We start from the raw sequence: 23,744 nt of genomic DNA on the forward strand, positions 1-23,744 counted from the left end.
TTCGGTAATTGTGGTTCAGATCATACTCCTTCCGTGGACTCGGTGATCAAGCTCCCCGCCCGTCCTTATTCCTGAGCACAACCGCTGACAGAATTCCCAGCACCAACAGCACGACGGCGGCCGCCACGGACACGGAAAACGGATCCGGTCCGGCGCCTTCCGCAAGTGCCCCGGCCACTGACGCACCGAGTGCCGTACCCGCGACAATTCCACTCGCCAGCATGGTCATGACGGTACCGACGAGGTGCTTCGGCGCAACGATTGAACCGATGCTGAAAATGGTCACCATAGTGGGCCCCACCGGGATACCGAGCACGAAGAGCACCACAAGCATCAGTGGAATGTCCTGCGGGAGAAACAGGAGCAGGGCGGCGGCGCTCATCACCGCCGCGGAAATCCCCCATCGCCACGGTTGCCTGAAGCTTTGCGGCCAGTAGGCAACAGACAGGGCGGCCAGCGCAGAACTGATGCCCATCACTGCGTACAGCAGGCCCGCCGAGGTCTCGGCGTCGAATTCCCCTGCGAAAGCGATGAGTGCCGTCTGCGCGGATCCGAAGAACGTACCCATGCTCACCATTCCCAGAACCGGCAGCGCCACCAGAAGTGTGGTTCGTCCCATTCCCGCACGGGAGCGCTTCCCGTGCCCGGCTGATAAGGCAGCACGCGGCCGGCGCCTGAGCGGAATCACCGCCTGCTCGGTGGGGTGGACGGCGAAGGCAGTGACGAAAACGACCGTCAGCAGCGCGGCCAGTGCGAGCGGCAGCCAGGGGGCGATGAGGCTCGCCAGGAGGCCCACCAGCGCGGGGCCCAGGACGAAGGTCAGCTCGTCAGCCGTGCTCTCGTAGGACAACGCGGTGTCGAGGTCCGCCGGACGCTGCTGTTCGGTCAGGACCATCCAACGAACCCGCGCGAGGGGACCGATCTGTGGCGAGGTTGCGCCCATGAGAAAGGCGGCTGCGAGAACGGGAAGTAATTCGTGGCCAGGCCCGGGCGACCCGAACTGGCCGACGAGAATCAGGCCCACTATGGCCAGGGTGTTCAGCGCGGCAGCGACCAGCAGGACCGGCCGCTGGCCCAGTCTGTCTGCGAGGTAGCCCACCAGCGGAGCGCCCAGCGCGGAACCAACGCCGACGGCACCCGCAGCGAACCCTCCTGCAGCGTAGGAACCGCTCACGGCCGTAATCAGGGTGAGCGCACCCACCGTGAGCATTGCCAGGGGAAGCCGCGCGACAAGTCCCAGCGGTAGGAACGTTCTGCCGGCAATCAGCGGGAGCCGGGTGAAGCGGCCTCGTCCCGAATCAGCCAACGGGGCAGGCGATCCTGAGCTGTCAGGAAAGTTTCCGGCTGCGCTGCTGGGACGGTTGGAGGCGGAGAGTGGAGTCATGGTCTTTCCGGTACTTCGAAGTGCGCATCGTCCCTCCTCCCGATGCGCCGAACCCGGTAACACGAACGATTTTACACCCGCTGCAGTTGGTCCTCGAAGTGGAGTGAGGAACCGGACCTGCCCTTCCTGACATGGAGTTGAGCTGGGATGCGCTGCTTGAGTTCGGGCACGTGACTGACCAGGCCCACCACCCGCCCTCCGTCACGGAGGTTTTCCAGCGCATCCATGACCTGTTCCAGGGACTGCTCGTCGAGACTGCCAAATCCCTCATCGACAAAGAGCGTTTCGATGTCCAGTCCCCCGGCTTCCTGCTGCACAACGTCGGCGAGACCCAGTGCCAGGGCAAGCGACGCCATGAACGATTCACCACCGGAAAGCGTGGCAGTGTCGCGACGGGCACCAGTCCAGCTGTCGATGACGTTCAGCCCGAGGCCCGATTTTCTGTTACCCGACTTTGCATCGCTATGGACCAGCGCGTAGCGGCCGTCGGACATGTGCTGCAGCCGCTCTGTAGCGGCCGCTGCCACCTGTTCGAGCCGTGCAGCAAGGACATAGGTGGCGAGGCTCATCTTGTAGAGGTTTTCACCGTTGCCGCGGGCTGTGTCAGCCACCGATTTTGCCAGCTCGTGCGCGCGGCGCAATGGTTGCAGCCGGACAACGAGCTGTCTGGCCCGATCAGTATAGGAGTCCAGCTGGATGACCGACTGCTCAAGCAGGCCAGCCTCCAGAATGGTTTGTTCCAGCTCTCGACCAGCGGCGGTTTCCTGTTCGGAAGCGACCTGGATCTCGGCTTCGGAGGGAACGGGATACCCGGCCTGCGCTCGCTCGGCCGCGGCGACATTGGCGGGGCTCCGCAGCTCCCGTTCGATCCTGTGCGCGGTGTTCTCCGCCTCCCTGATTGCCTGCTCGGCGTCCTCCACGCCTGAATCGGTGAGCAGAGCGGCCCTTACCGCATCCAAGGAGGCGAAGTCACTCCTGCCCAACCTCAGGCCTAGAGCTTCATCCGCGCGGGCGAGGGCTTCCTGGGCTTGGCTATGCCGGGTGAGTGCTGCGTACACACCACCAAGATTTTTCGACAGCCCGGTCAACGCCGCCACCCTTCCGGCCACTGAGTGGTATCCCGAGCGGGCATCTTCCACCCGCACGCCCAACGAAGCGAGCTGTTCCTGGAGTACGCCCAGCAGGGACGACTCCTCGGCCTCAGTTCGCATGAGCCGTTCCTGGGTGGACTCCAGCTCTTCGGATTTAACCCGGAGGCGCTGCACTTGCCCGGTCAGGGTGGGAACCGACGCCGCCATCTCTTCGGCCTCCGACAGGCTGGCGCGAAGACCGCTGAGGAGTTCGCGCTGTTGCTCAGGGTCAGCTTCTCCGCTTCGGGCGCGAAGCCCGGCAACCTCGAGCGCGATGGTCTCGTGAGCGGTGACCGCCTGCTGCAACTGGCGCTCCGCCGCATCCTGGGCGTCGCGGGCACCCTGTTCGTCCTCGCGTGTCACCAACGCGTCGCTCTCAGGATTGGCTGGCTCAGGATGCTCGACGCTGCCACATACCGGGCAAGGGCAACCGTCCTGCAAAGTCGCCGCAAGCTCGGCAGCGGACTGTTCGAGCCTTAGCCGGAGCAATTCCAGCCAGGTTTCCTTCGCAGCAAGGAAGGCTGCATGGTGTTCACGCTGCCGTTCCTCCGCTTCCCTCAAAGTGCTGACGGCGGTTTCCAGCTGCGCAGCCAGCAGGAGGCGGCCGCTGACTTCCGATTCTTCACTCCGGAGTTGAACTGCCCTGGCGGCAGCTGCAACGCCCGCCTCGAGGCGGCCTGTGGATTCAGTGAGCTCCGCGCCGCACCGCTCCCGGGCGAGTACACACCTGCCCGACTCTTCCGTGATTCCGTTCAACCGCTGCCGAACACCGCTGATCCGCAGGGACAACTCAGCCAGCTCCGCTTCGAGCGGCAACGCGGCCTTCGCCTCGGCGAGCCTCTCCTGGATGAGCAGATTGGCGCTGTCGAAGATTGTGAGCTGGGTATTTCCGCTGCCCTGATCCGCAAGCGGCGAAAGGTTCGCCAGCTCCGGAAGCTCAGCCCCAAGGACCCGGTCCCGGTCCAGCGTTTCCACCGCGGTTTCGAGTTCCACCCGCCGCCCGCGTAGTTCAGCCTGCGCCTCGTCTCTCGCCTGCAGCGGAGCCTCAAGAATCTGCGCCCTCCGGTGATACTCCAACCGGGCCTTCACCTGGGCCGCGGCCTTCAGCTCGGTACGGTTTGCTTCGGCTTCTACGAGAAGGCGCTGATACCCAAGCCGGACCTCCCGTTCGGTATGGAGATTCGCTCTGGTCTCCGTGGCCGCTACCCGCAGCACCTTCAGCTCACCTGCGCGGTGGCGGCACTCTTCCAGGGCAGAGGCAAGCTGGTCACGGAGCTCTGCAAGGTTTGATTCGTCAATGTCTTCCTGCGCGCCGTCCGGGTGGTCAGGAATCTTGTGACGTTCGACCTCTTCGACAGCACGAATCAGGAGCGCTTCGAGCTCGGCTTCAGCGTTCTGCCGCCGCGCTGCTGCGGATGCTGCATGCTCGGCAAGAAGCTGCTCAACGGTGGAGAAGCGGTCGGTGGCGAACAATCGCTGCAGGAGTTCCGCACGGGTTGTCGCATCCGATCGCAGAAATGCTGCGAACTCCCCCTGTGGCAGCATCACCACGCGCGTGAATTGCTCCCGGTTCATACCGAGCAGGTTCTGCAGTTCAGCACCGGCCTCGTCATTGCGGGTGGACCGGGTAACCCACTCCCCCTCGACGCGCTCCCGCAGCAGTGTGCGCGCCTTCTCCTCGGTGGTGCCGCTTCCCCGTTTCGATGGCCGGTGCCACGCCGGGTTCCGGGTTACTTCGAAACGCCGTGGTCCGACTGAAAATTCGCAGACAACTTCCGGCGCCAGGGACTCCTGGGCATGGTCACTGCGTAGCCGCTTGGCTGTCTGCCGGTCACCGGGAACCGAGCCGTAGAGCGAATAACACACAGCATCGAGCACGCTCGACTTCCCTGCGCCGGTCGGCCCGTTCAGCAGGAAAAGTCCGTGCTCAGTGAGGGCGTCGAAGTCGACGAATTGCCGATCAGCGAATGGTCCGAATGCCTGGATCTCGAGCCGGTGCAGCCTCATGATCCGCTCTCCCTGGCGCGCATGGAATCCAGGATCTCCGCGAACAACGCCGCTTCCTCCGTATCTGCCTTCCGCCGCCTCACATGCTCGAGGAACCCGCAACAGATTGCGCTGTCATCAGCTGCCTGCGCTATGCGCTGACTGTAGCTTGCTGCGTCTGTACCGGAGCTTGAAACGGGTTCGAATGCCAGCACCAAGGTCCCTGGGAACCGCCCCCGCAGCCGCTCCATTGCCTGCTTGGGGCGTTCTGGGTCGGTCAGGGTGATCTGGCACCAGGCGGTCTCTGCCTCGGTGTGGTCAGGCGAAGAAAGAAGCTCATCAATCGGTCCGCGCAGAACCGCCAATTGCCGCGGGGGTTCCCAGTTGATCTCCCCGATCTCGGTCACGCCATCCTCGGTGATGTCTATGAGCCACGCGCCCTTCGAGTGCCGTGCCTCGGAGAAGGAATATGCAAGAGGTGACCCCGAATACCGGATGCGATCGTGGAGTCGCTGCCTGCCATGCAGGTGTCCGAGCGCAACGTAGTCAAACTCCTCAAACAGGCTCAGGGGCACAACGCCCAGGCCACCCATGCTGAGTTCCCGCTCGCTGTCGGAACTTGCTCCACCGCTGGCGAAGGTGTGGGCCATTACGACGGAGTGTACGGTCCTGGAAGTGCGGCGCCGCTCCAGATCTTTCCGGACCCGGCCAAGCGCGGCGGAGGTCACGGCCGTATGGGTGGCTGTCTCGCTTCCAAGCGGACCGGCAACCATACGGGGTTCGAGATAGGGCAAACCATAAATGACGAGCTCCGTTTTTTCGCCCAGCGGGAAGACCGCGGGACGATCGATGTCCTCCAGACGGGTGCGAAGATGGACCCCACCGCGCTCAATCAGGCGGCCGCCGAACCCCAGCCGCACCGCTGAATCGTGGTTGCCGCTGCTCACCACCACCTGCGCCCCGGCGAGGGTGAGGCGTTCGAGGGCGTCATCGAAGAGCTCCACTACATCGACGGCGGGCAACGCCCGGTCATACACATCGCCGGAAATTAGGACCACGTCGACATTCTTTTCGCGTACAGCTTTTTCCAGCTGGTCCACGAACAACTGCTGCGCTTCAAGCATGCCGACGCCATGGAAAGAGCGACCCAAATGCCAGTCCGACGTGTGCAGTAACCTCATGATTCCAAGCTACCGGCCGCCGCCGACAGTTTAGGTCGGCAACGCCGACGGCCGGTTCCGCCGGTGCCACCCAGCCAGCAAATGCCTACACTGACTCAGTGACATCAGTACCAGACCTTGGCAGCAGAATCTCCGGCGCCCTTCTCGGCGGCGCCCTCAGCGAAGCCGCCGCGGGCTCGGCCGGGCACCACTTCGCCTCGGCGACACAGCTCACCCTCTACACCACCGACGGCATCACGGATGCTCTCGAATGGGCTAATGACGGCGTCGCTGCCGACGAGACCGCCTGTCTCTGGCTGGCCTACCTTCGCTGGCTCGGCACACAGGGCGAAGCAGCGCCGCGGTTCGCTCCGGCTCCTCCCGGGCGGTGGATCGACCGGCAGCCTGTCCTGAAGGACCGCCGCGATCCGGACGCGGCAACCCTCGCATCGCTGCTCACAGGCGAGATGGGTAGCCGCCAGCGGCCACTTTCAACGAATGACGACGGCGCTGGAGCCTTGAAGCGTTCCGCACCTCTCGGGCTGCTCGCGAACGTGCCGGAGGCGATGATCGAAAGGTTGGCCCTCGACGCCGCCGCCATCACTCATGGCAGCCCGGCCGCCCAGCAGCCGGCAGCCGTATTCACCACACTGATCCGGGAGTTGGCGCAGACGGACCAATCTCTCCCGGCCGCCGTGGCCGCCGCCGCAAGCCACGCGGCCAGGCTGGGCGCCGTGGAACTTTCCGCCGCGCTGGCAGCGCTTAGAGAGAGTCCGGCGGTGACGCCTCGAGCCGGGCAAACTGCCGCTGACACGCTGGTTTCGGCGATCAGCCTGGTACTGCGGACAGCCAACGACGACGCCGCAACCCACTTGTGCGCTTTGCTGGCGGAATGCGCCACCGAGGGCCCCGCCCATCGGGTGGGTGCAGCCATCGCAGGGAATATAGTCGGCGCCCTGCACGGAAGTGCCGCGCTCCCTGCGGGCGCCATCGCACAGTTGAAGGGTGCCGACGTCGTTCGCGGGATCGCAGACCGGTTCTCCCGCTCGATGGGCGTCTAGCCAGACCGAAAGCTACTGGCTGTTGGCTGGCCAGCGACCGCCGGTCATTTGCAGGAACTCGGCTTCGGAGAGCACCTCGATGTTCTGCCCCCGATTGTGTAACTCCATGACGCGGCGGGCCTTCCCAGTCACCCGCCCGCTTCGCAGATCTGATGCGACAAACCCGTTTCCAACCACCAAAACGGTGGTTTTTCGGGTCACGGCACTCGCAGGCTGCGCTCCAAGAACGGCGGCTCTCTTCTTCGCCTGCGGACGGGGTATGCCAAGATCGCCAGTGAAAACCACGGTCTGCCCAAACAGCGGGTGCGTCGGGTCGGCTGCCGCATTGGGCGGAGGGTTCTGCCCCTCATCCGGCCAGCCGGCCCAGCCACTTGCCGGCCCCCGCTGCAGCGCTGTGATGGTGGCTTTGGACAGCTCTGAAATGCCGGGTTCGTACGCCTCGAGTCGCGAGAGCTTGAGCCGGTGCCCGGTGACCAGTTCCTCCACTGAATTCGCTTCTGCCCGCTGCGCAATGTCCACCATAATCCCGGCGCATGCGCGTGCATCTTCGACGGCGTCGTGGTGGTTCACCAGCGGCACGCCGGCAGCCTCAGCCACGTAGGGCAGCGAATACGAGACCAGGAAGTAACTGCGCCGGGAGAGGAGGACGGTGCAGGCGTAGTCATACGCTGGCCCTGCGCGGTTTGAAACCTCCAGGGCGGAACGGATGACACCCAGGTCGAAGGCCGCATTGTGAGCGACGAGGATGTCGTCACCGATGAAGGCGCCGATCTCCGGAAAGAGGTCGCCGAACCGGGGGCGGTTCGCCACCATGTCCGGTGTAATCCGGTGGATGGCAACGTTGCGCGAGTCGAAGTGGTCATGTCCCTCCGGGGGACGCATCAGCCAGTTGGCTTCCTCCACAATCCTGCCGTTGCGCACCTTGGTGAGGCCCACCGCGCAGGGAGAACCACGAAATCCATTAGCTGTTTCGAAGTCAATCGCCGTAAACCCAATTCCCACACCAGCCACGGTAGTTGGTGCACACGGCTCCACCCCGGAGGCAGAGCCGTGTGGCCATCAAGTCGTTACGGCACAGCGCGGCGCAGCGTGAGGAAGGATCCACCCGCCAGCACCAGGGTCAGCGCGGCCAGCCAGCCCGCGACATTCAGCTGGGTCTGCGACGCGAAGAACTGGCCAACCTGTGCCCACGCATCCTGGGAGCCAATGACGTACAGAATCCCTACCAACAGGAGCGCCACGCTGATGCCTGCAATCAACAGGCCCGTGGTCAGCCAACGCTTATAAACGGTCGCTGCCCAGAAACCGATGACGAAGAGCACCATCATCGCGGCGAAGTAGAAGGCAATGGGGTGGAACCAGGGGCCTTCCGCCACCCACCCGATAGCGAAGAAGCGGCCGTTCATGCCCCATCCGCCGGTTGCCTGCTCGACCAGCCCGAGCACCCAGTAAAGGACAGAGGTGATGAGCGCGATGATCGAGAAGAGCGCGAAGGTACCTAGGAAAAAGGTCCGGCGGGTGATGCTGAGTCCCTGCGAGAACGGAAACGTGAGGGTGAGCGACTGAATCCCGAGTGCGAAGAAGTACCACATCAACGCCTGGGACCCACCCGAGTATTTCATTTCTCCGGGCGGAATCATCGCCCAGATGATCAGGGTCAGGCCAAACGAGGCGGCCAGGATGATGAGCGGGATGCCGATGAAGATCCACCGGTTGATCAACTGCATGCGCATGACCTTCGTAACGCGGCTCATCGTGCTGCCTCCGTGATATGGCTATCGGCGGCGCCCGCCTGGGCGGGCGAAGTGGACATGGTCTTCCGGACTATCAGTTGCTGCAGGGAGACGGGGGCCAGTTCCAGCCCCAACTCGCCCGCTGCCCGTACTTCCTCCTGGGTCAGCGCTCCGAGGGCCGTGACTGAGGCAAGGGAGGCGAATGTGTCAGTGTGCATCACTTCCCGCGATCCGAGGAAGTTTTTCACCTTTTCCGCAGAGCCGACAACGGTGAACGCAGATCCCCGGATGGCCTCGGCGTCGTCGTCCATGATGATGCGCCCCTGATCGATCAGGATCACGTGCTCAAGGAGATTGGCCACCTCATCGATCAGGTGTGAGGAGAGGACGACCGTCCTGGGATGTTCGGCGTAATCCTCCACCAGCCGGTCATAGAAAAGCTGGCGGGCCACGGCATCCAGTCCGAGGTACGGTTCATCGAAGAACGTAAGCTCCGCGCGGGAAGCAAGGCCAATGATGACTCCCACGGCTGAAAGCTGGCCGCGGGACAGCTTCTTGATATTGCGGCACATGGGCAGTTGAAAGTCTTTTGCCAACCGGTCCGCGAATTCCTGGCTCCAGTTTGAGTAGAACAGCGCGGCCGATTTGAAGGCATGCTGGGCGTTGAAGGAATCCGGGTACTTCTGGGATTCGCGGATGAAGCAGATGCGGTTGAGTACGCGTTCGTTCTCGTAAGGGTCCTCCCCAAAGACACGCACCTCACCCGACGAAGCAAAGCCCTGCGCAGTGAGGATGGACATCAGTGTTGTTTTCCCCGCCCCGTTGCGCCCGAGCAATCCGTAGATGCGGTTCGGCTCCAGCGCGAGCGTGACATCCTGTAGCGCCACGGATTTCCGGTAGGACTTGGTCAGCTGAAGAACGTCGACGACGGCGCCCTGCGTTCGTTCCGCAGTGGACGGGTCCTTGGTTCTTACGGCGTTCATAGCGCTCCCCCTTGTGTTGCGTGCTCGCCCTGCTTGATCATGTCGGCCAGCTCATCCGGCTCGATGCCCAGCTTCCGCGCTTCCCTGGCAAGCGGCTGGACGTACTGTTCGAAAAACTTCTCCCGACGGCGCTGCACCAGCAGCACCCGTGCGCCTGTTGAAACAAACATCCCTATACCCCGTTGCTTGTAGAGGATCCCGTCATCGACCAGGCGGTTGACGCCCTTGGCTGCTGTCGCGGGATTTATCCGGTAGAAAGCTGCAAATTCGTTGGTCGATGGCACCTGCGCTTCTTCCGCGAGTGTGCCGTCGATGATGTCGTTCTCAATGCGTTCAGCGATCTGTTGGAAGATCGGACGCCCTTCATCGATCATCACGATGCGTACGCGCGCCAGTTCGCCGGAATAGCGCCCGGCCACTTAGTTGGTTCGTTACTCATGTAACTAACCATACAACCAGAAGCAGCGGAGTCAAGCAGTAACGGCGTTGGTGGGAGGCTTCGGCTACTCGGCGCCGAGCAACGGCATGGCGGCCTCAGCGCCAGCTACCCTCAAGGACCAGTCAGGCCGCACAAAGTGCTCGCTTTCCAGACGAAGCTGGACTCTACGGGTGACTTCTCCAGGCCGCACCACGCCGTCCGAGACTCCGTTCGGTGCATAGCCGAGGCAGCGCGAAACGCCGAGTGACGCCTCGTTCCACTCCGCTGCCTCCGAAAGGGCCACGTTCGCGGCGAGGTGGTCGAACGCGAACAACAGGACGGCGGCGCGCATCTCCTTACCAAGACCGATCCCCTGCACCGACTGCGTCAACCAGGAGCCGCTATGGATGCTCCTCAGCACAGGGAAGTTCCGGGCCGACACATCCTGCATTCCGACAACCCGGCCCTCGAACACGACCGCGAAGTTGAGCGTCCAAGTGCCGGGACTGACGGCGCACCGCTGGCGCCACTGGTGCTTGACCGTCTCGCGGATCAGTTCGTCGCGAGGCGCTTCCGTCCACGGCACGCTGAAGGGCATCACGGCTGGGTCATGGATTCCAGCGAGCACGGCGTCGACCACTTCGGGAAGCTGTTCGTCGCGTACTGGGGTCAACGTCAACCGCGGCGTGCGAAGCTCCAGGCCGAAGAGCGGCCAGACGTCGAGCAGGTCCGTCATTGCGCCGAGCGCTTGCGGCGCACCTTCCGTACCTTGCTCACCACGAAGAACACCACCAGCAGGAGGACGGCGCCGATGACCAGCTTCTGGAAGATGTCGGCGTACTGCTCCACCAGGTGCCAGTTCTCGCCGAGGAAGTAACCGGCCAGCACGAAGATGGAGTTCCAGATCAGGCTGCCGGCCAGCGTGAGCCCCAGGAATGCCCAGATAGGCATGCGTTCGATTCCGGCCGGGATCGAGACCAGGCTGCGGAAAATGGGGACCATTCGCCCGAAGAAGACCGCTTTGTAACCGTGGCGGTAGAACCAGGCCTCCACACTGTCGACATCCTCAAGGTCCACCAGGGGCACTTTGGATACGAGTCGGCGCATACGGTCGCGGCCCAGCAGCACGCCCAGTAGGTACAGGAGGTACGCGCCTACGACTGACCCCGCCGTGGTCCAGAAGATTGCCTCGGCCAGCGAGAAGTCGCCCCTGCTTGCAGTGAATCCCGCCAGCGGCAGAATAACTTCACTGGGAAGGGGCGGAAAGAGATTCTCCAGCGCAATTGCAAGGCCGGCACCGGGAGCTCCGATAGTCTCCATCATGCTGACGGCCCAGTCAGCAACACCCCCAAGCAGGGAATCGTTGCCGGTCTGGGTGGGCAGCAGGGTACTCAGCTCTCGTGTCATAACCCGGTTAAGTTTGCCCTACTGGACTGCGTGACCCGAAATAGCCCGAAGGCGCGCGCCTGTTCAGCTAGCAGGGCTAAGAACTTCGATCAGCGCTGGCAGCAGATGATCAAAGGCCTTCGCGCGGTGGCTGATGGCGTTCTTCTCATCCGCTGACAGCTCCGCACAGCTGCGGTCCATGCCCTGAGGCTCCAGGATCGGGTCGTAGCCGAATCCCCCGTCGCCGCGGGGAGAAATCAACAGCATGCCTGCCAACTCTCCCCGTGAGACGCTTTCGACGCCGTTCGGCACCGCGAGGGCAGCAGCGCAAACAAACCGGGCACCACGGCGCTCCGCCGGGATGTCCTGCAGCTGGTCGAGCAGCAGTTGCAGGTTGGCGGCGTCGTTTCCGTGACTGCCGGCCCAACGGGCCGAGAAGATCCCCGGGGCGCCGCCCAATACGTCCACGGCCAGCCCTGAATCGTCAGCGACGGCAATCAGGCCCGAAGCCTGCGCTACCGCGCGCGCCTTCAGGAGGGCGTTTTCCTCGAACGTCACCCCGCTCTCGACGACGTCGGGGGCACCTACTGCCGCGGCGTCGACAACCTGGGTGTCGACGTCGAGCCCTGGCACTTTTCCGCGCAGCAGGGCCCGCAACTCGCGAAGCTTTCCTGAATTCCTCGTGGCAAGGACAAGCCTGGCCTCAGGCACGGGCCTCTCCCAGAGTCTCGCGCTGGATCTGGGCGAGCTGGGAGGTACCCAACAGAGCAAGGTCCAGGAGCGCGTCCAGTTCAGCCCGGTCGAAGGGTGCTCCCTCGGCGGTGCCCTGCACCTCAACGAAGCTGCCGCTGCCCGTGACCACCACGTTCATGTCGGTCTCGGCCCGCACGTCTTCGACATACGGAAGATCGAGCATGGGCACGCCGTCGATGATACCGACGCTGACAGCCGCCACGGTGTCGGTCAGCGGCCGGGCAGCGGCGGGAACCAGTCCGTGTTCCTGTGCATAGCGAATTGCCTCGGCTAGCGCTACGTATGCGCCGGTGATGGCTGCGGTGCGGGTTCCGCCGTCGGCCTGCAGCACGTCACAGTCGAGGACGATGGTGTTCTCGCCCAGCGCCCGGGTGTCGATGATGGAGCGCAGGGACCGGCCGATCAGGCGGGAAATCTCATGGGTGCGCCCGCCTATGCGCCCCTTCACGGATTCGCGGTCTGAACGGGTGTTCGTGGCGCGTGGAAGCATGGCGTACTCGGCCGTGACCCATCCTTTCCCCTCTCCCTTGAGCCAGCGCGGTACACCCGCAGTCAGGGAGGCAGTGCAGAGCACCCGGGTGTTTCCGAATTCGATGAGTGCGGAGCCTTCCGCCTGGTTGGACCAGCCGCGGGTGATGCTGATCGGCCGGAGTTGGTCAGGGGTCCGGCCGTCTGCGCGGACGGTGGCGCTGGCGGACTCAGGTGTTGAGGAGGTAGGGGAAGTCATGAACCCAAGTCTGCCAGAGCCAGCTCGTCCGGCAGGTCTGCGGTAGCGCGCCTGCCGAAAGGGCAACCCAAACCCTAGACGCGGTAGGAGACCCCCGCAACGGCGACGGCCACGTCTCCGTCGAAGCTCGAGCGGGCTTCCTCAATCGCTCTCACGGCGTCATTCCACACGGGCAGGTGGGTCAGCAGCAAGCGGCCCGATCCCGCCACGGTGGCCATTTCACCGGCGCGCTTGCCGGTCAGGTGCACGCCGGTGACGGCGTCGTCGCGCCCCTCGTGGAAGGCTGCCTCGCAAAGGAAAAGGTTCGAGCCTTCGGCGGCCTCCACCAGGCCGTCACACGAATCGGTATCTCCGGAATAGGTGAGTACCCGCTTGCCCCCTGGAATTTGCGGATCGTCAACTTCGACACGGAGCGCGTAGGCCTCCTCCACAGGATGCAGCACCGGATACGGGGTGATGGTGAACGGGCCTATGGTGACCGGTTGCCTTGCTGACCAGGAGCGGAAGTCAAAGTCTTCGTGCATTCCCGGATCAGGATCAAGGCCGTATGCCGTGGCTATCCGGTCCGCTGTAGCGGCCGGACCCCACACCGGGATGCGCGGCTGGTTCCAGCCTGCTGGATCCCAGTGGACGGCCACATGCAGGCCGCACAGATCCATGCAGTGATCAGGGTGCAGGTGGCTCAGCAGCACGGCGTCAATATCCCGAAGGTCCATGTACCGCTGCAGCGCACCCAGGGAACCATTGCCGAGGTCCAGCAGGATCCGCCACGTCTTGTCCTCCCCCTCGACCGTCACGAGGTAACAGGAGGCCGGAGAGTGTGGGCCGGGAAAGGATCCGCTGCAGCCGACAATGGTGAGCTTCATCGGCCGGTACGCGTACCGGCGTCGGCCCGGGCCGCGGCGAGCATCTCTGGAGTGATCCTGGCCAGGCTTCCGGTCGGATATTGGGCGGCCACGTGGTCAACATGCTCGACGCTGAGGACCTCGGGGCCCAGGAAGCGGCGGGCGAGCTCCTCAAATCGGGCGGCGTCCCCGGTGGCGATAAAGTGGTGCTCCGGTTTTGCTGATCCGGTGCGAAGCAGGTCGTGGGAGACCAGCGCCCTGTACACATCCTTGGCTGTTTCCTCGGCACTGCTCACCAGGGTCACTGCATCCCCCATGACATAGGAGATGACTCCCGTCAGAAGAGGGTAGTGGGTGCAGCCGAGAACCAGGGTGTCGACGTCGGCCGCCGCCAGGGGCGCAAGGTAGCGCGAAGCGGTCTCCAGCAGTTCCGGGCCGGCCGTCACGCCCGCCTCAACGAACTCCACGAAGGCCGGGCAGGCCACCGAGGAAATCTCCAGGTGCGGCGCGGCCGCAAAAGTGTCATCGTAGGCGCGCGAACCCACGGTAGCGCTGGTCCCGATCACGCCGATCCGCCCGGTCCTGGTGGCAGCCACCGCCCGGCGGACGGCCGGCTGAATCACCTCGATCACCGGAATCCCGTAGCGGGCCGTATAACGCTCGCGGGCATCGCGCAGCACCGCCGCCGACGCCGAATTACACGCGATGACCAGCAGCTTGACCCCGGAATCGACCAGCTCATCCATGACCCCGAGGGCGTGCGCGCGAACCTGCGCGATGGGGAGGGGCCCATACGGTCCATGGGCGGTATCGCCTACGTAAAGCACGGATTCATGCGGCAGTTGGTCCATTACAGCCCGGGCGACGGTCAATCCGCCCACCCCTGAATCGAAAATGCCGATGGGCGCCTCGGTGGATCCGGAGGCGGCATCATCGGCAGTAGAGACGGCAGGAACAGCAGAACTCATGATCTTTTGAGGATAGGGGGCACCGGCCGCTTTAGCTAAGCGGCCTGCCGTGTCCTTGGTCACACCGACCGCGGCGCACCGGTCACGCGACGCCGCCGCTGATCAGTCTTCCCGTCCACCAAGAAGGGCCTGCATGAGCCCCTCCTGAAGCCAGGTAACGAAGTTGTACACCAGCGCCAGGTAGGACTCCAGGTCCTCGGCATCGTCCACGTCTGAGATGTCGTGCAGCCGCGCTGCGTCCTCGTCAGTCCTGATATCCAACCGGTCCGCCAGGACCAGCCGGACATCATTCAGCGCACGCGCAAGCAACTGGGCCTGGTCGGGATTCAGCAGTACCGAGGTGCTCTCAAGCAGGAGCGCCGCTCCGCGCAGAACGCCTACCTTGTCCTCCCGCAGCGAGCGCTCGGTCAGGCGGCGGAACTCCAGCGCCTCGACGTCGTCGTTCTTCACTGCGTCAGGCAGGAGGCGGGCCACAGCGCTGTCCTGCGGCTTCACCGCCTCGGAATCCAGGCCCACCAATGCGGCCAAAGGGTCCTCGTTCTCCCGCGCCTCAGGTTCGAGGAGCTGCACGACGTCGACAAAAAGCCGGCGGAGCAGGCGCAGCTCCCCTGCCTCGAACTCCCCGGAAATGCCGCGCCTGGTCGCCTTGAATGCTTTCGCCACTGCCGCTCCTACGCGTCCGCTGTCTGGAAAGTGGCCCACAACCCGAAGGAATGCATGGCTACGGTGTCCCGTTCAGCCTGCTCCCTCGGCCCCGTGGAGACCACCGATCTGCCCTGCTCGTGAACCTCAAGCATGAGCGTGCGCGCCTTGGCTTCGCTGTAACCGAAGTAGGTCTGGAACACGTAGGTCACGTAGCTCATCAGGTTCACCGGATCATTCCAGACGATCACGACCCACGGCACGTCCAGGCTGGTAGCAAGGTCAACGTCGGTTTCCTCACGCTGGTCGGTTTCGGGAACAACGCCAACACTCATGCTGTCCATTGTAGGTCGGTGCGCCGAAGACGCCCTGCGTCCTCGGTCACTGCCACCGCCGGTAGCACAGCCTGCACAATACTCATGCAAGTGGCCGCGGGGCTAGAGTTTCTTTGTGAGCTCAACAAATGCCTGGCAGCACCCCAATACGGCGCTGTACACCGACCACTACGAGCTGACCATGCTGCAGGCCGCCCTGCACTCCGGTGCAGCGCACCGCCGGTCCGTCTTCGAGGTGTTCACCCGGCGCCTCCCCGAAGGACGCCGCTACGGCATTGTCGCCGGGACGGGCCGGCTGCTGGAAGGACTGCAGAACTTCCGGTTCGAAGACGCACAGCTCCAGGCCCTGGCGGACTCCGCCGTCGTTGACGCGGCGACCCTCGACTGGCTCTCGTCCTTCCGGTTCATGGGCGAGATCTGGGGTTACGCCGAGGGGGAAGCCTTCTTCCCGCACTCCCCCATCCTCATCGTCGAAGGCAGCTTCGCGGAAGCCTGCATCCTCGAAACATATTTGTTGTCGGTCCTCAATCACGACAGCGCCATCGCTTCTGCCGCGTCCCGGATGTCCGGAGCAGCGGCAACCCGTCCCTGCATCGAGATGGGCTCACGCCGTACCCAGGAGGAGTCGGCTGTGGCCTCCGCCCGCGCGGCGATCATCGGGGGGTTCGCCAGTACGTCGAACCTCGAGGCCGGGCGTCGCTACGGAATCCGTACCGTAGGAACTGCAGCCCACTCGTTCACTCTGCTTCACGACTCGGAGGAGGAAGCGTTCGCCGCCCAGGTTGCCGCCCTCGGCAAGGGAACCTCGCTCCTCGTGGACACATACGACGTCGAGCGCGGCGTCCGCAATGCCGTTGCCGCAGGCGGACCGGACCTCGGTGCAGTCCGGCTCGATTCCGGTGACCTGGTGGCACAGGCGCGCTGGGTACGGCAGCTGCTGGATGACCTCGGTAACCATCAGACGCGAATTGTCGTCACCTCGGACCTCGACGAATACGCAATCGGCCTGCTGGCCTCCGCCCCCGTGGATTCCTATGGCGTGGGCACCTCCCTGGTCACGGGATCCGGCGCACCCACCGCCGGGATGGTCTACAAGCTGGTGAGCCGCACCGGCGACGACGGCCAGTTCGTCTCTGTCGCCAAGGCCGCCAAGAACAAGGCGTCCGTCGGTGGCCGGAAATACGCGCTCCGGCGGCTCAATGGCACCGGTACCGCGGTGGCGGAAGTGATCGGCATCGGAAATCCACCGCACGACGACGGCAACGACCGCCCGCTGCTACAGCAGTTCGTGGCAGGCGGCGAAGTACTACCGGGCTGGACCGGGCCCGCCGCCGTCGAGCGCGCAGCTGCTAGGCACCGGCAATCAATGGCTGAGCTGCCAGGTTCGGTCATGCGCCTCCAGCGCGGCGAACCGGCCATCCCTACCGAATACGAGGAGTCCCCATGACACGTGCGCTGATCATCGTCGACGTACAGAATGACTTTTGCGAAGGCGGCTCGCTGGCAGTTGACGGCGGGGCCGAGACCGCGCAGTCGCTCAGCGACCACATCGACGCGCAAGCTGGCCACTATGACTACATCATCGCGACCCAGGACTGGCACATCGACCCCGGACCGCACTTCTCGGATCAGCCCGACTTCGTGGACTCGTGGCCCGTGCACTGCGTCGCAGACCAGCCCGGCTCCCGCTTTCACCCCAACCTCGATACCGAAAGCATTGAGGCGGTTTTCCGGAAGGGCCAGTACGTCGCGGCGTATTCAGGCTTTGAAGGAGTGCTTGCTCCCGAAGACCAAGTGCCTACCGGGGAGCAGAAACTCAGCGCCGCGGCTGCAGAGACAGGGGGAGTGCCCGACGACGCCGTGTCCCTGGATGACTGGCTGCGTGACCGGGACGTGGACGAGGTGGTGGTCGCAGGCCTGGCAACCGACTACTGCGTCCGCGCAACCGCCCTCGACGCGGTAGCGGCCGGTTACGACACCAGCGTGCTGGTGGACTACACCCGCGCCGTACATCCCGATCAAGTCAACAAGGTCTTCGCCGAACTTGAGGAGGCCGGCGTGGAGCTGGTCGACTAGTTCCAGCTGGCCTTCCCTCTTCCACCTGGCGACCCTAGGTGCGACCGATGAACCAGTCCTGAAGCTTCTTCAACCTGCGGTTCAGCTGCTCCTCGTTGGCCTGTGCAACCGCCGGTCCGCCACATGCTTTGCGCAGCTCCGTGTGCACCACCCCATGCGGCATCCCGGAGCGCGCCGACCACGCCGAGACGTTCTTCGCCAGTTGCCCCCGAAGCTCGGTGAGCTGGCGGTGATCCACTACAGGCGGGGCGTCGGGAGCAGCAGGTTGCGCGGCGCTCTGCTGTGCGCCGCCGCGCCGGCGGGACTGCTGTTCCTGTTGACGCTGCCGCAGGATCATACCGACCTGGTCAGCATCCAACAGGCCAGGAATCCCAAGGAAGTCGAGTTCCTCGTCGCTCCCCATTTCACCGCCGGTGCCGAATTCGCCGCCGTCGAATAGCACCCGGTCAAAGGCGGCCTGGGACTCAAGTGCCTCGAACTTTTGCTTGGTCAGCTCATCGCTCGCCTTTTCCTCGCGGTTCGCCGCTTCCATCAGGGCTTCTTCGGGAGCGAACCCATCTTCGTTGTTATCGGGGCGGTCAAGGGCGTGGTCCCGTTCGGCTTCGAGCTGGTTCGCGAGCAACATGAGGTTCGGCACTGAAGGCAGGAAGACGGACGCCGTTTCGCCGCGGCGCCGTGCACGCACGAACCGTCCAACCGCCTGCGCGAAGAACAGCGGCGTAGCAGTGGAGGTGGCGTAGACGCCGACGGCGAGGCGGGGCACGTCCACGCCCTCGGAGACCATGCGGACGGCAACCATCCAGCGGCTCTCCCCCGCCGAGAATTCCTCGATCTTTCCCGAAGCCTTCGAATCGTCCGAAAGAATCACGGTTGGTGATTCGCCTGTGATCTTCTTCAGCTGGCCGGCGTAGGCCCGTGCATCGTCGTGATCTGTTGCGATGACCATGCCGCCTGCATCCGGGACCGAGCGCCGGACCTCCGTAAGACGGCGGTCAGCCGCGGTAAGCACGGCCGGAATCCAGTCCCCTTGCGGATTAAGGGCCGTCCGCCACGCCTGGGCGGTGATGTCCTTCGTGACTGCGGCCTCGCCAAGGGATGCCGCCATCTCCTCACCGGCACTGGTCCGCCACCGCATCTGGCCGGAGTAGGCCATGAAGATCACCGGCCGGACCACGTGGTCGCGCAGCGCCTCGCCGTAGCCGTAGGTGTAGTCGGAACGGGAGCGGCGGATACCGTCGGCGTCTTCCACATACTCCACGAACGGAATCGCGGCGGTGTCGGACCGGAACGGGGTACCGGTCAGTGCAAGACGACGGGTGGCCGGCTCGAACGCTTCACGGATGCCGTCGCCCCAGGAGAGTGCGTCTCCGCCGTGGTGGATCTCATCAAGGATGACCAGTGTCTTGGCGGCTTCCGTCTTGGCCCGGTGCAGCATCGGCTTGCTCGCGACCTGCGCGTAGGTGACGGCAACACCGATGAAGCCCGAGCCGTGGCGCCCATCGGCATTACGGAAGTTGGGATCGATGGACAGCCCCACTCTGGCCGCGGCGTCTGCCCACTGCCTCTTGAGGTGGTCCGTCGGGGCGACGACGACGATCCGGTTTACTATCCGGCGTTCAACGAGTTCGGTGGCGACGCGGAGAGCGAAGGTGGTCTTGCCTGCACCGGGCGTCGCGACGGCAAGGAAGTCCTGGGGCGAGTTCGCAAAGTACTTGGCGAGTGCTTCCTCCTGCCACTGCCTGAGCTTGGGCGCAGTTCCCCATGCGGCCCGCTCGGGGTAGGCAGGCGGCAAGGCCGGCGTCGTGCCGAAAAGTGCATTATTGCTCACTCTGTGGTCGACACCTTTCCTTGTTTTCCCTGTTGGCCGGACTCGCCAGGTTTGCCTGGTTTGGCGGATTCTTCCGATATATCCGGTTTCCCGGTGCCTTCCGGCACTGCGGCTCGATCACCCTGGGCAGCCCTCAACCCGGCCACTATACCCACTACAGCGAACACGCACAGAGCCAGCCAGATTGCAACGAACACACCCACCTGGCCAGGGTTTCCAGGATCCCGCAGCAGGGCGAACAGCCCGCCCGCGCCGGCTGTCCCGACGGCTCCTCCGAGCTGGTCGGAGAGCTGCAGCGCAGCGGAGTTGCGGCCCTGCTCATGGGGCGCCGAAAGTTTCAGCACAAGCACTGAAGTGCTTGAGAGCGTGATTCCCATCGCAAAGCCGGCGGCGCACCAGACGAGCACCAACGCCACGAAGGGCACGCCGCTCGACGCCGTCAGCGCCAAGCCGCCGATCGTCACGGACAACAGTGAGGCACCGATCACCAACAGCCACTGCCTGCGGAAGGTAACCCGCGCCTGGACGAAGGATCCCACGCTCCATCCGACGGCGGCAGCACTCAACGTCAGTCCGGCCGTTGAGGCGTCCAGCCCCCGGACGGAGACCAGCATGAGCGGGATGAACGCCTCGGCGCCGAAGAAGGCAACAGTGAGCAGGCCGCGGGTGGCAATGACGCTCGGGAGGCCCTTCGCCAACCGCAGCGTGCCCTGCGGCAGCAGCCGGGGGAAGGAGACGACGGCGGCCCCGACGCCTGCCAGGCCGACAAGGACATAGAGCCAGGCCGTCAGCGGCTCCGCGAATCCTTCTGTCGCGACGCGTGTCAGCGCGAACTGTGCAGCGAACACGCCCCCTGCGAGAAGCAACCCTGTGAGGGCGTTCTTGCGTACCGCTGCGTCTGGTGCTGATTTCGGTTCCCGGGCTGTCAGTTCCGCAGTTCGCGGCCAGACCAGGAGGAACGCTGCGACCACCACCGGTGCCACACCGAGGAAAACCCAACGCCAGCTGGCCTGTTCAGCGAGCACGCCGGAAACGTAGGGCCCCACAAGTGATGGGATCACCCAGGCCGCGGCGAGCCAGCCGAAGACCACCGGCTGCATTTGCTGTGGGTACGCGCGGGCAATGATGACGTAGACAGCGACGATCATGAACCCGCCGCCTAGGCCCGATACCGCACGCCCCGCCGTCATCAGCCAGAAGGCGCCGGCGCTGCCGGAAACCAGGAGTCCCAGCACCATAAGGCCCATGCCCACGGCCAAGGCGGGACGGGGTCCGCGGCGGTCGCACCAGGAGCCGCCAAGCACGCTCCCGAGCAGCGACGCCGTCAGGTACATCGAGAATGCCAGCCCGTAACTGGACACGCCATCGAGCTCAGCGGCGACCGACGGCATCGCGGTGACAACCGCCATGGCTTCGAAAGCGGCACAGGTGATGATGGCGAGTACGCCAATTGTCAGCGGACGCAACCGGGCAGACATCGCTCCACCGCGCGGCGGAGTGCCTGTTTCTTGCATTGGATCCTCATCAGCCGGGCTCTCGTCCAGCAAAAGACCGGCGGGTTTGACCCGGCAGGCGCTTTGAACCGTGTACTTGTGAATCCCTAGGACTTATCCCCTGGACGCATGGAGTTATAGATCTCCTTGCACTCAGGGCAGACGGGGAACTTTTCAGGATCCCGGCCGGGCGTCCACACCTTCCCGCATAACGCGATCACGGGCTCACCGGAAAGCGCGGACTCCATGATCTTTTCTTTGCGTACGTAATGGGCAAAGCGCTCACGGTCCCCCGGCTCAAGCTCCTCCCGCAGTTCCTCGCGCTCGATCGTTGCGGTCGACGTGCCGGAGTCACCGGGAGAACCTTGTGGGTGACTTTCGAAGGGGTCTGCTGGCGTACTCATGGGTTCCATCCTACCGGCGAACAGGCGCCCAGGCTGGCCGGGGAGGCAGTGGCATACTGACAGGTCACGGCGTCATTTGTTCACGCTCACGGCCTGCAGCAGCTCTGGAGCCCGCTTGTCATACCAGCTTCCGCCGACACGGATTCCACCCACGAGCGCAGCTGTTCCGCACACCACCCCCGCGGCGAGAGTCAGCCATCCGAACAGCGCGTCACCGGTCACCAGGTAAGTGATCGCCAGCGCCAGCTCGGGCACCAGCAGCACGGCAAGCACGAACCAACCCATGAACTGGATGGTCAGCATGGAGAAACCGGTACCGGGTGGGGTCTTGAACGCGCTCTCACCGGGCAGCGGCACGTTGTAGGTGTACCGTGCCGAGACAACACTGGACAGCCCCGTCCCGGTGAAGAGCGCTCCAACACTCAATCCCAGCATCATCGGAAGGTCCGCGAGGGACCCGTTCAACCACAGCGGAACGACGGTGAAGACCAGGACAACGGGCACCGCGAAAACACACAGGGCCAACGCTCGGCCCGCGCGGTCTGCCCTGCCGCTGACGCCCGTGGAGAGATGCGTCCAGAAGGCCGTGTTGTCGTAGGAAATATCGGCCGAAATGGACCAGGCCAGCAGGAACGCAGTGAGGGGACCGAGGTAGTTGAGCAGAGACAGGTCTCCAGACTCCCGGTTGATGAACCACAGGAGTACGGGCAGCAGGGGCACAACGATCACGGAGGCGGCATAACGCGGGTCCCGTATCCAGTAGGTAAGCGCCCGGGCGGCGACGGCGCCGGTGGGCGTGGCTGGGAAACGGTTGAACAGCCCCAGGTTTCCTGCGCCCTTTCGGGTTACCGAATTGAAGGCGGGAGTGACCAGAGCACGGGTAAGGCTTTTCTGCCACAGCCAGGCCAGGAGGGCTATGGTCGCCGCGCCGATAAGGAACCGCATCAGCGCCAGGCCTGCATCTCCCGCTGCGATATCCGCGGGTACCGACCAAAACGCTCCCAAGGGTGTCCAGGCGAGTATGTCGGTCAGCTGGAAGGCGAATCCCGGAGAAGTCTGGAAGCCGGCGGTGACTCCAGCGATGATCGGGCCGAGGAGGATCAGGGGGATGATGGCCACCGTTGAGCTGAGGTCTTTGAACCTCCGCGAGGAAGCGAGCGCTGTGCTCGCCGTCGTAATCAGTCTTGACCCGACCACGCACAGAACCACCGCTCCCACTGCGCACACCGCCGCGGCGAGGGCCGCGAGGGGGAAACGAATCCAGGTAAGGACGAGGGTCAGGGACGCTACGAGGGTCACTATTCCCGGGATGCCGATAATGGCCCCGAGGGTCAACCCCATCAGGAGTTGGCGCATCGGCACCGCGAAAGTAACGAACCGTGCCGGGTCGAGGGTCATGTCGACGCCCGACGCAACCAGAGGGATCACCAGCCACCCGAGCACGGTCACTGAACCGCCGATGACGACGACGGCGCGAATCACTTCGGGGTCTGCCGAACCGAGAAACACCAGGCCAACCACGGCCATCCCGAGCACTCCCAGTCCGTACAGGCCTCCGAGGATGACCCCCACCAGCTGCCACGTACTGCGCCGGAAGGAGTTGCGGAGCAGTGTCAGCTTCAGCCTCAGGAGGTGCGCAACCATGTCAGCCCTTCCGCTGTGTTCCTGCCGCCGACCAGTTCAACGAACCGGTCTTCAAGGCTCGCGCTGCCGCGCACCTCGTCGACAGTTCCTGCAGCGAGGACGGTCCCGGCAGCGATGACGGCAACATGGTCACACATGCGCTGCACCAGGTCCATGACGTGGCTGGACACGATGACGGTTCCGCCCGATTCCACGTAGGTCGACAGGATGTCCCGGATGTTGGCTGCGGACACTGGGTCCACCGACTCAAACGGTTCATCGAGGACCAGCAGGCTTGGAGCATGGACCAGGGCGGACGCGAGCGCGATCTTCTTGGTCATGCCCGCTGAGTAGTCAACCACCAGGGTTCCGGCATCTTTGGTGAGGTCGAGAGCGCGCAGCAGGTCCGTTACCCGGGATGCCACTTCCTCGCGGTCCATCCCCCGCAGCAGGCCGGAGTAGGTAACGAGCTGCTCGCCGGTCAGTCGATCGAACAACCGCACGCCGTCCGGGAGGATGCCCATGAGTTTCTTGGCCTCCAATGGGTTCTGCCAGACGTCTACGCCGTGGACCCAGGCCTGTCCGTAATCCGGCCGAAGAAGCCCGGTAGCCATCGAGAGCGCGGTGGTTTTGCCGGCACCATTCGGCCCCACCAGTCCGTAGAAGGAACCCGCCGGAACGTTCAGGTCGATGCCGTTGACAGCGATCTTCTCGCCGAAACGCTTGGCGAGCCCGCGCAGCGCGAGCGCAGGACGTTCCAAGTGCGGTCGAGGGGCGGACGGATCAGACGGAAGGGGCTCGGCGGTCAT

The 23,744-nt window shown here is 64.3% G+C and carries 23 protein-coding genes; 3 read left to right on the top strand and 20 right to left on the bottom strand.

Going from position 1 to position 23,744, the window contains the following annotated elements:
* Positions 1–46 precede the first annotated feature (46 nt).
* The 3 genes from ACWA1U_RS14080 to ACWA1U_RS14090 all read right to left on the bottom strand — a co-directional run bounded on the left by ACWA1U_RS14080 (position 47) and on the right by ACWA1U_RS14090 (position 5,681).
* The gene (locus tag ACWA1U_RS14080; RefSeq protein ID WP_463722785.1) at positions 47–1,384 is read right to left on the bottom strand and encodes an MFS transporter; all 1,338 of its coding nucleotides are present in this window, start codon (positions 1,382–1,384) and stop codon (positions 47–49) included.
* Between the two features lie 71 nt (positions 1,385–1,455).
* The gene (locus ACWA1U_RS14085) at positions 1,456–4,521 is read right to left on the bottom strand and encodes an AAA family ATPase (RefSeq protein WP_463722786.1); all 3,066 of its coding nucleotides are present in this window, start codon (positions 4,519–4,521) and stop codon (positions 1,456–1,458) included.
* Positions 4,518–5,681, bottom strand: coding sequence for an exonuclease SbcCD subunit D (locus ACWA1U_RS14090; protein ID WP_463722787.1), 1,164 nt, complete (start codon positions 5,679–5,681; stop codon positions 4,518–4,520). Before ACWA1U_RS14090 ends, ACWA1U_RS14085 begins: the two co-directional genes overlap by 4 nt.
* Positions 5,682–5,779: 98 nt before the next feature.
* Between ACWA1U_RS14090 and ACWA1U_RS14095 the strand changes: the two genes are divergently transcribed.
* Complete coding sequence (locus tag ACWA1U_RS14095; protein ID WP_463722788.1) at positions 5,780–6,721, top strand: ADP-ribosylglycohydrolase family protein; 942 nt, start codon at positions 5,780–5,782, stop codon at positions 6,719–6,721.
* 12 nt (positions 6,722–6,733) lie between these two features.
* Here the strand turns inward: ACWA1U_RS14095 and ACWA1U_RS14100 are convergent, their stop codons facing one another.
* The 12 genes from ACWA1U_RS14100 to clpS all read right to left on the bottom strand — a co-directional run bounded on the left by ACWA1U_RS14100 (position 6,734) and on the right by clpS (position 15,511).
* Positions 6,734–7,723, bottom strand: a complete 990-nt coding sequence (locus ACWA1U_RS14100) for an exonuclease domain-containing protein (protein ID WP_463722789.1) — start codon at positions 7,721–7,723, stop codon at positions 6,734–6,736.
* Between the two features lie 65 nt (positions 7,724–7,788).
* A complete protein-coding gene (locus ACWA1U_RS14105) occupies positions 7,789–8,475 on the bottom strand; it encodes a hypothetical protein (RefSeq protein WP_463722790.1) in 687 nt (228 codons plus the stop codon).
* Positions 8,472–9,437, bottom strand: a complete 966-nt coding sequence (locus tag ACWA1U_RS14110; protein ID WP_463722791.1) for an ABC transporter ATP-binding protein — start codon at positions 9,435–9,437, stop codon at positions 8,472–8,474. The genes ACWA1U_RS14105 and ACWA1U_RS14110 overlap by 4 nt, the downstream gene beginning before the upstream one ends.
* Entirely contained in the window at positions 9,434–9,811 is a 378-nt protein-coding gene (locus ACWA1U_RS14115) for a GntR family transcriptional regulator (protein ID WP_463725054.1), read from the bottom strand. Before ACWA1U_RS14115 ends, ACWA1U_RS14110 begins: the two co-directional genes overlap by 4 nt.
* Before the next feature lie 129 nt (positions 9,812–9,940).
* On the bottom strand, positions 9,941–10,591 hold the full coding sequence (locus ACWA1U_RS14120; RefSeq protein ID WP_463722792.1) for a GNAT family N-acetyltransferase: 651 nt from the start codon (positions 10,589–10,591) through the stop codon (positions 9,941–9,943).
* Positions 10,588–11,262: a DedA family protein gene (locus ACWA1U_RS14125; protein WP_463722793.1), complete on the bottom strand. Its 675-nt coding sequence runs from the start codon at positions 11,260–11,262 to the stop codon at positions 10,588–10,590. The genes ACWA1U_RS14120 and ACWA1U_RS14125 overlap by 4 nt, the downstream gene beginning before the upstream one ends.
* A 63-nt stretch (positions 11,263–11,325) precedes the next feature.
* Entirely contained in the window at positions 11,326–11,952 is a 627-nt protein-coding gene (gene rdgB, locus ACWA1U_RS14130) for an RdgB/HAM1 family non-canonical purine NTP pyrophosphatase (RefSeq protein ID WP_463722794.1), read from the bottom strand.
* On the bottom strand, positions 11,945–12,721 hold the full coding sequence (gene rph / locus ACWA1U_RS14135; protein ID WP_463722795.1) for a ribonuclease PH: 777 nt from the start codon (positions 12,719–12,721) through the stop codon (positions 11,945–11,947). Before rph ends, rdgB begins: the two co-directional genes overlap by 8 nt.
* 74 nt (positions 12,722–12,795) lie before the next feature.
* Positions 12,796–13,587: an MBL fold metallo-hydrolase gene (locus ACWA1U_RS14140; protein ID WP_463722796.1), complete on the bottom strand. Its 792-nt coding sequence runs from the start codon at positions 13,585–13,587 to the stop codon at positions 12,796–12,798.
* Positions 13,584–14,534: a glutamate racemase gene (gene murI / locus ACWA1U_RS14145; RefSeq protein WP_463722797.1), complete on the bottom strand. Its 951-nt coding sequence runs from the start codon at positions 14,532–14,534 to the stop codon at positions 13,584–13,586. The genes ACWA1U_RS14140 and murI overlap by 4 nt, the downstream gene beginning before the upstream one ends.
* A gap of 102 nt (positions 14,535–14,636) precedes the next feature.
* Positions 14,637–15,197, bottom strand: coding sequence for a DUF2017 domain-containing protein (locus ACWA1U_RS14150; RefSeq protein ID WP_463722798.1), 561 nt, complete (start codon positions 15,195–15,197; stop codon positions 14,637–14,639).
* 8 nt (positions 15,198–15,205) lie between these two features.
* Positions 15,206–15,511, bottom strand: a complete 306-nt coding sequence (gene clpS / locus ACWA1U_RS14155) for an ATP-dependent Clp protease adapter ClpS (RefSeq protein ID WP_463722799.1) — start codon at positions 15,509–15,511, stop codon at positions 15,206–15,208.
* A 115-nt stretch (positions 15,512–15,626) separates the two neighbouring features.
* On the opposite strand from clpS, the gene ACWA1U_RS14160 reads away from it, so the two are divergent.
* Both ACWA1U_RS14160 and ACWA1U_RS14165 read left to right on the top strand, forming a co-directional pair.
* Positions 15,627–16,958, top strand: coding sequence for a nicotinate phosphoribosyltransferase (locus ACWA1U_RS14160; protein ID WP_463722800.1), 1,332 nt, complete (start codon positions 15,627–15,629; stop codon positions 16,956–16,958).
* The gene (locus tag ACWA1U_RS14165; RefSeq protein ID WP_463722801.1) at positions 16,955–17,587 is read left to right on the top strand and encodes an isochorismatase family protein; all 633 of its coding nucleotides are present in this window, start codon (positions 16,955–16,957) and stop codon (positions 17,585–17,587) included. Before ACWA1U_RS14160 ends, ACWA1U_RS14165 begins: the two co-directional genes overlap by 4 nt.
* Before the next feature lie 34 nt (positions 17,588–17,621).
* Here the strand turns inward: ACWA1U_RS14165 and ACWA1U_RS14170 are convergent, their stop codons facing one another.
* The 5 genes from ACWA1U_RS14170 to ACWA1U_RS14190 form a co-directional block, all read right to left on the bottom strand.
* Complete coding sequence (locus ACWA1U_RS14170; protein ID WP_463722802.1) at positions 17,622–19,415, bottom strand: DEAD/DEAH box helicase; 1,794 nt, start codon at positions 19,413–19,415, stop codon at positions 17,622–17,624.
* Positions 19,412–20,929, bottom strand: a complete 1,518-nt coding sequence (locus tag ACWA1U_RS14175; RefSeq protein WP_463722803.1) for an MFS transporter — start codon at positions 20,927–20,929, stop codon at positions 19,412–19,414. Before ACWA1U_RS14175 ends, ACWA1U_RS14170 begins: the two co-directional genes overlap by 4 nt.
* A gap of 86 nt (positions 20,930–21,015) precedes the next feature.
* Positions 21,016–21,312 (bottom strand): DUF3039 domain-containing protein, encoded by a 297-nt coding sequence (locus ACWA1U_RS14180; RefSeq protein WP_463722804.1) that lies wholly within the window; start codon positions 21,310–21,312, stop codon positions 21,016–21,018.
* A 72-nt stretch (positions 21,313–21,384) separates the two neighbouring features.
* A complete protein-coding gene (locus tag ACWA1U_RS14185; protein WP_463722805.1) occupies positions 21,385–22,956 on the bottom strand; it encodes a transporter in 1,572 nt (523 codons plus the stop codon).
* Positions 22,938–23,744, bottom strand: a complete 807-nt coding sequence (locus ACWA1U_RS14190) for an ABC transporter ATP-binding protein (protein ID WP_463722806.1) — start codon at positions 23,742–23,744, stop codon at positions 22,938–22,940. Before ACWA1U_RS14190 ends, ACWA1U_RS14185 begins: the two co-directional genes overlap by 19 nt.

This window comes from Arthrobacter sp. TRD_SC_6 (assembly GCF_055361185.1).

What these genes read in the sequence shown, in the direction of transcription:
- ACWA1U_RS14080 (WP_463722785.1), bottom strand. Translation starts at nt 1,384, where the DNA reads ATGACTCCACTCTCCGCCTCCAACCGTCCCAGCAGCGCAGCCGGAAAC.
- ACWA1U_RS14085 (WP_463722786.1), bottom strand. Translation starts at nt 4,521, where the DNA reads ATGAGGCTGCACCGGCTCGAGATCCAGGCATTCGGACCATTCGCTGAT.
- ACWA1U_RS14090 (WP_463722787.1), bottom strand. Translation starts at nt 5,681, where the DNA reads ATGAGGTTACTGCACACGTCGGACTGGCATTTGGGTCGCTCTTTCCAT.
- ACWA1U_RS14105 (WP_463722790.1), bottom strand. Translation starts at nt 8,475, where the DNA reads ATGAGCCGCGTTACGAAGGTCATGCGCATGCAGTTGATCAACCGGTGG.
- ACWA1U_RS14110 (WP_463722791.1), bottom strand. Translation starts at nt 9,437, where the DNA reads ATGAACGCCGTAAGAACCAAGGACCCGTCCACTGCGGAACGAACGCAG.
- ACWA1U_RS14115 (WP_463725054.1), bottom strand. Translation starts at nt 9,811, where the DNA reads ATGATCGATGAAGGGCGTCCGATCTTCCAACAGATCGCTGAACGCATT.
- ACWA1U_RS14120 (WP_463722792.1), bottom strand. Translation starts at nt 10,591, where the DNA reads ATGACGGACCTGCTCGACGTCTGGCCGCTCTTCGGCCTGGAGCTTCGC.
- ACWA1U_RS14125 (WP_463722793.1), bottom strand. Translation starts at nt 11,262, where the DNA reads ATGACACGAGAGCTGAGTACCCTGCTGCCCACCCAGACCGGCAACGAT.
- rph (WP_463722795.1), bottom strand. Translation starts at nt 12,721, where the DNA reads ATGACTTCCCCTACCTCCTCAACACCTGAGTCCGCCAGCGCCACCGTC.
- ACWA1U_RS14140 (WP_463722796.1), bottom strand. Translation starts at nt 13,587, where the DNA reads ATGAAGCTCACCATTGTCGGCTGCAGCGGATCCTTTCCCGGCCCACAC.
- murI (WP_463722797.1), bottom strand. Translation starts at nt 14,534, where the DNA reads ATGAGTTCTGCTGTTCCTGCCGTCTCTACTGCCGATGATGCCGCCTCC.
- clpS (WP_463722799.1), bottom strand. Translation starts at nt 15,511, where the DNA reads ATGAGTGTTGGCGTTGTTCCCGAAACCGACCAGCGTGAGGAAACCGAC.
- ACWA1U_RS14165 (WP_463722801.1), top strand. Translation starts at nt 16,955, where the DNA reads ATGACACGTGCGCTGATCATCGTCGACGTACAGAATGACTTTTGCGAA.
- ACWA1U_RS14175 (WP_463722803.1), bottom strand. Translation starts at nt 20,929, where the DNA reads ATGCAAGAAACAGGCACTCCGCCGCGCGGTGGAGCGATGTCTGCCCGG.
- ACWA1U_RS14180 (WP_463722804.1), bottom strand. Translation starts at nt 21,312, where the DNA reads ATGAGTACGCCAGCAGACCCCTTCGAAAGTCACCCACAAGGTTCTCCC.
- ACWA1U_RS14185 (WP_463722805.1), bottom strand. Translation starts at nt 22,956, where the DNA reads ATGGTTGCGCACCTCCTGAGGCTGAAGCTGACACTGCTCCGCAACTCC.
- ACWA1U_RS14190 (WP_463722806.1), bottom strand. Translation starts at nt 23,744, where the DNA reads ATGACCGCCGAGCCCCTTCCGTCTGATCCGTCCGCCCCTCGACCGCAC.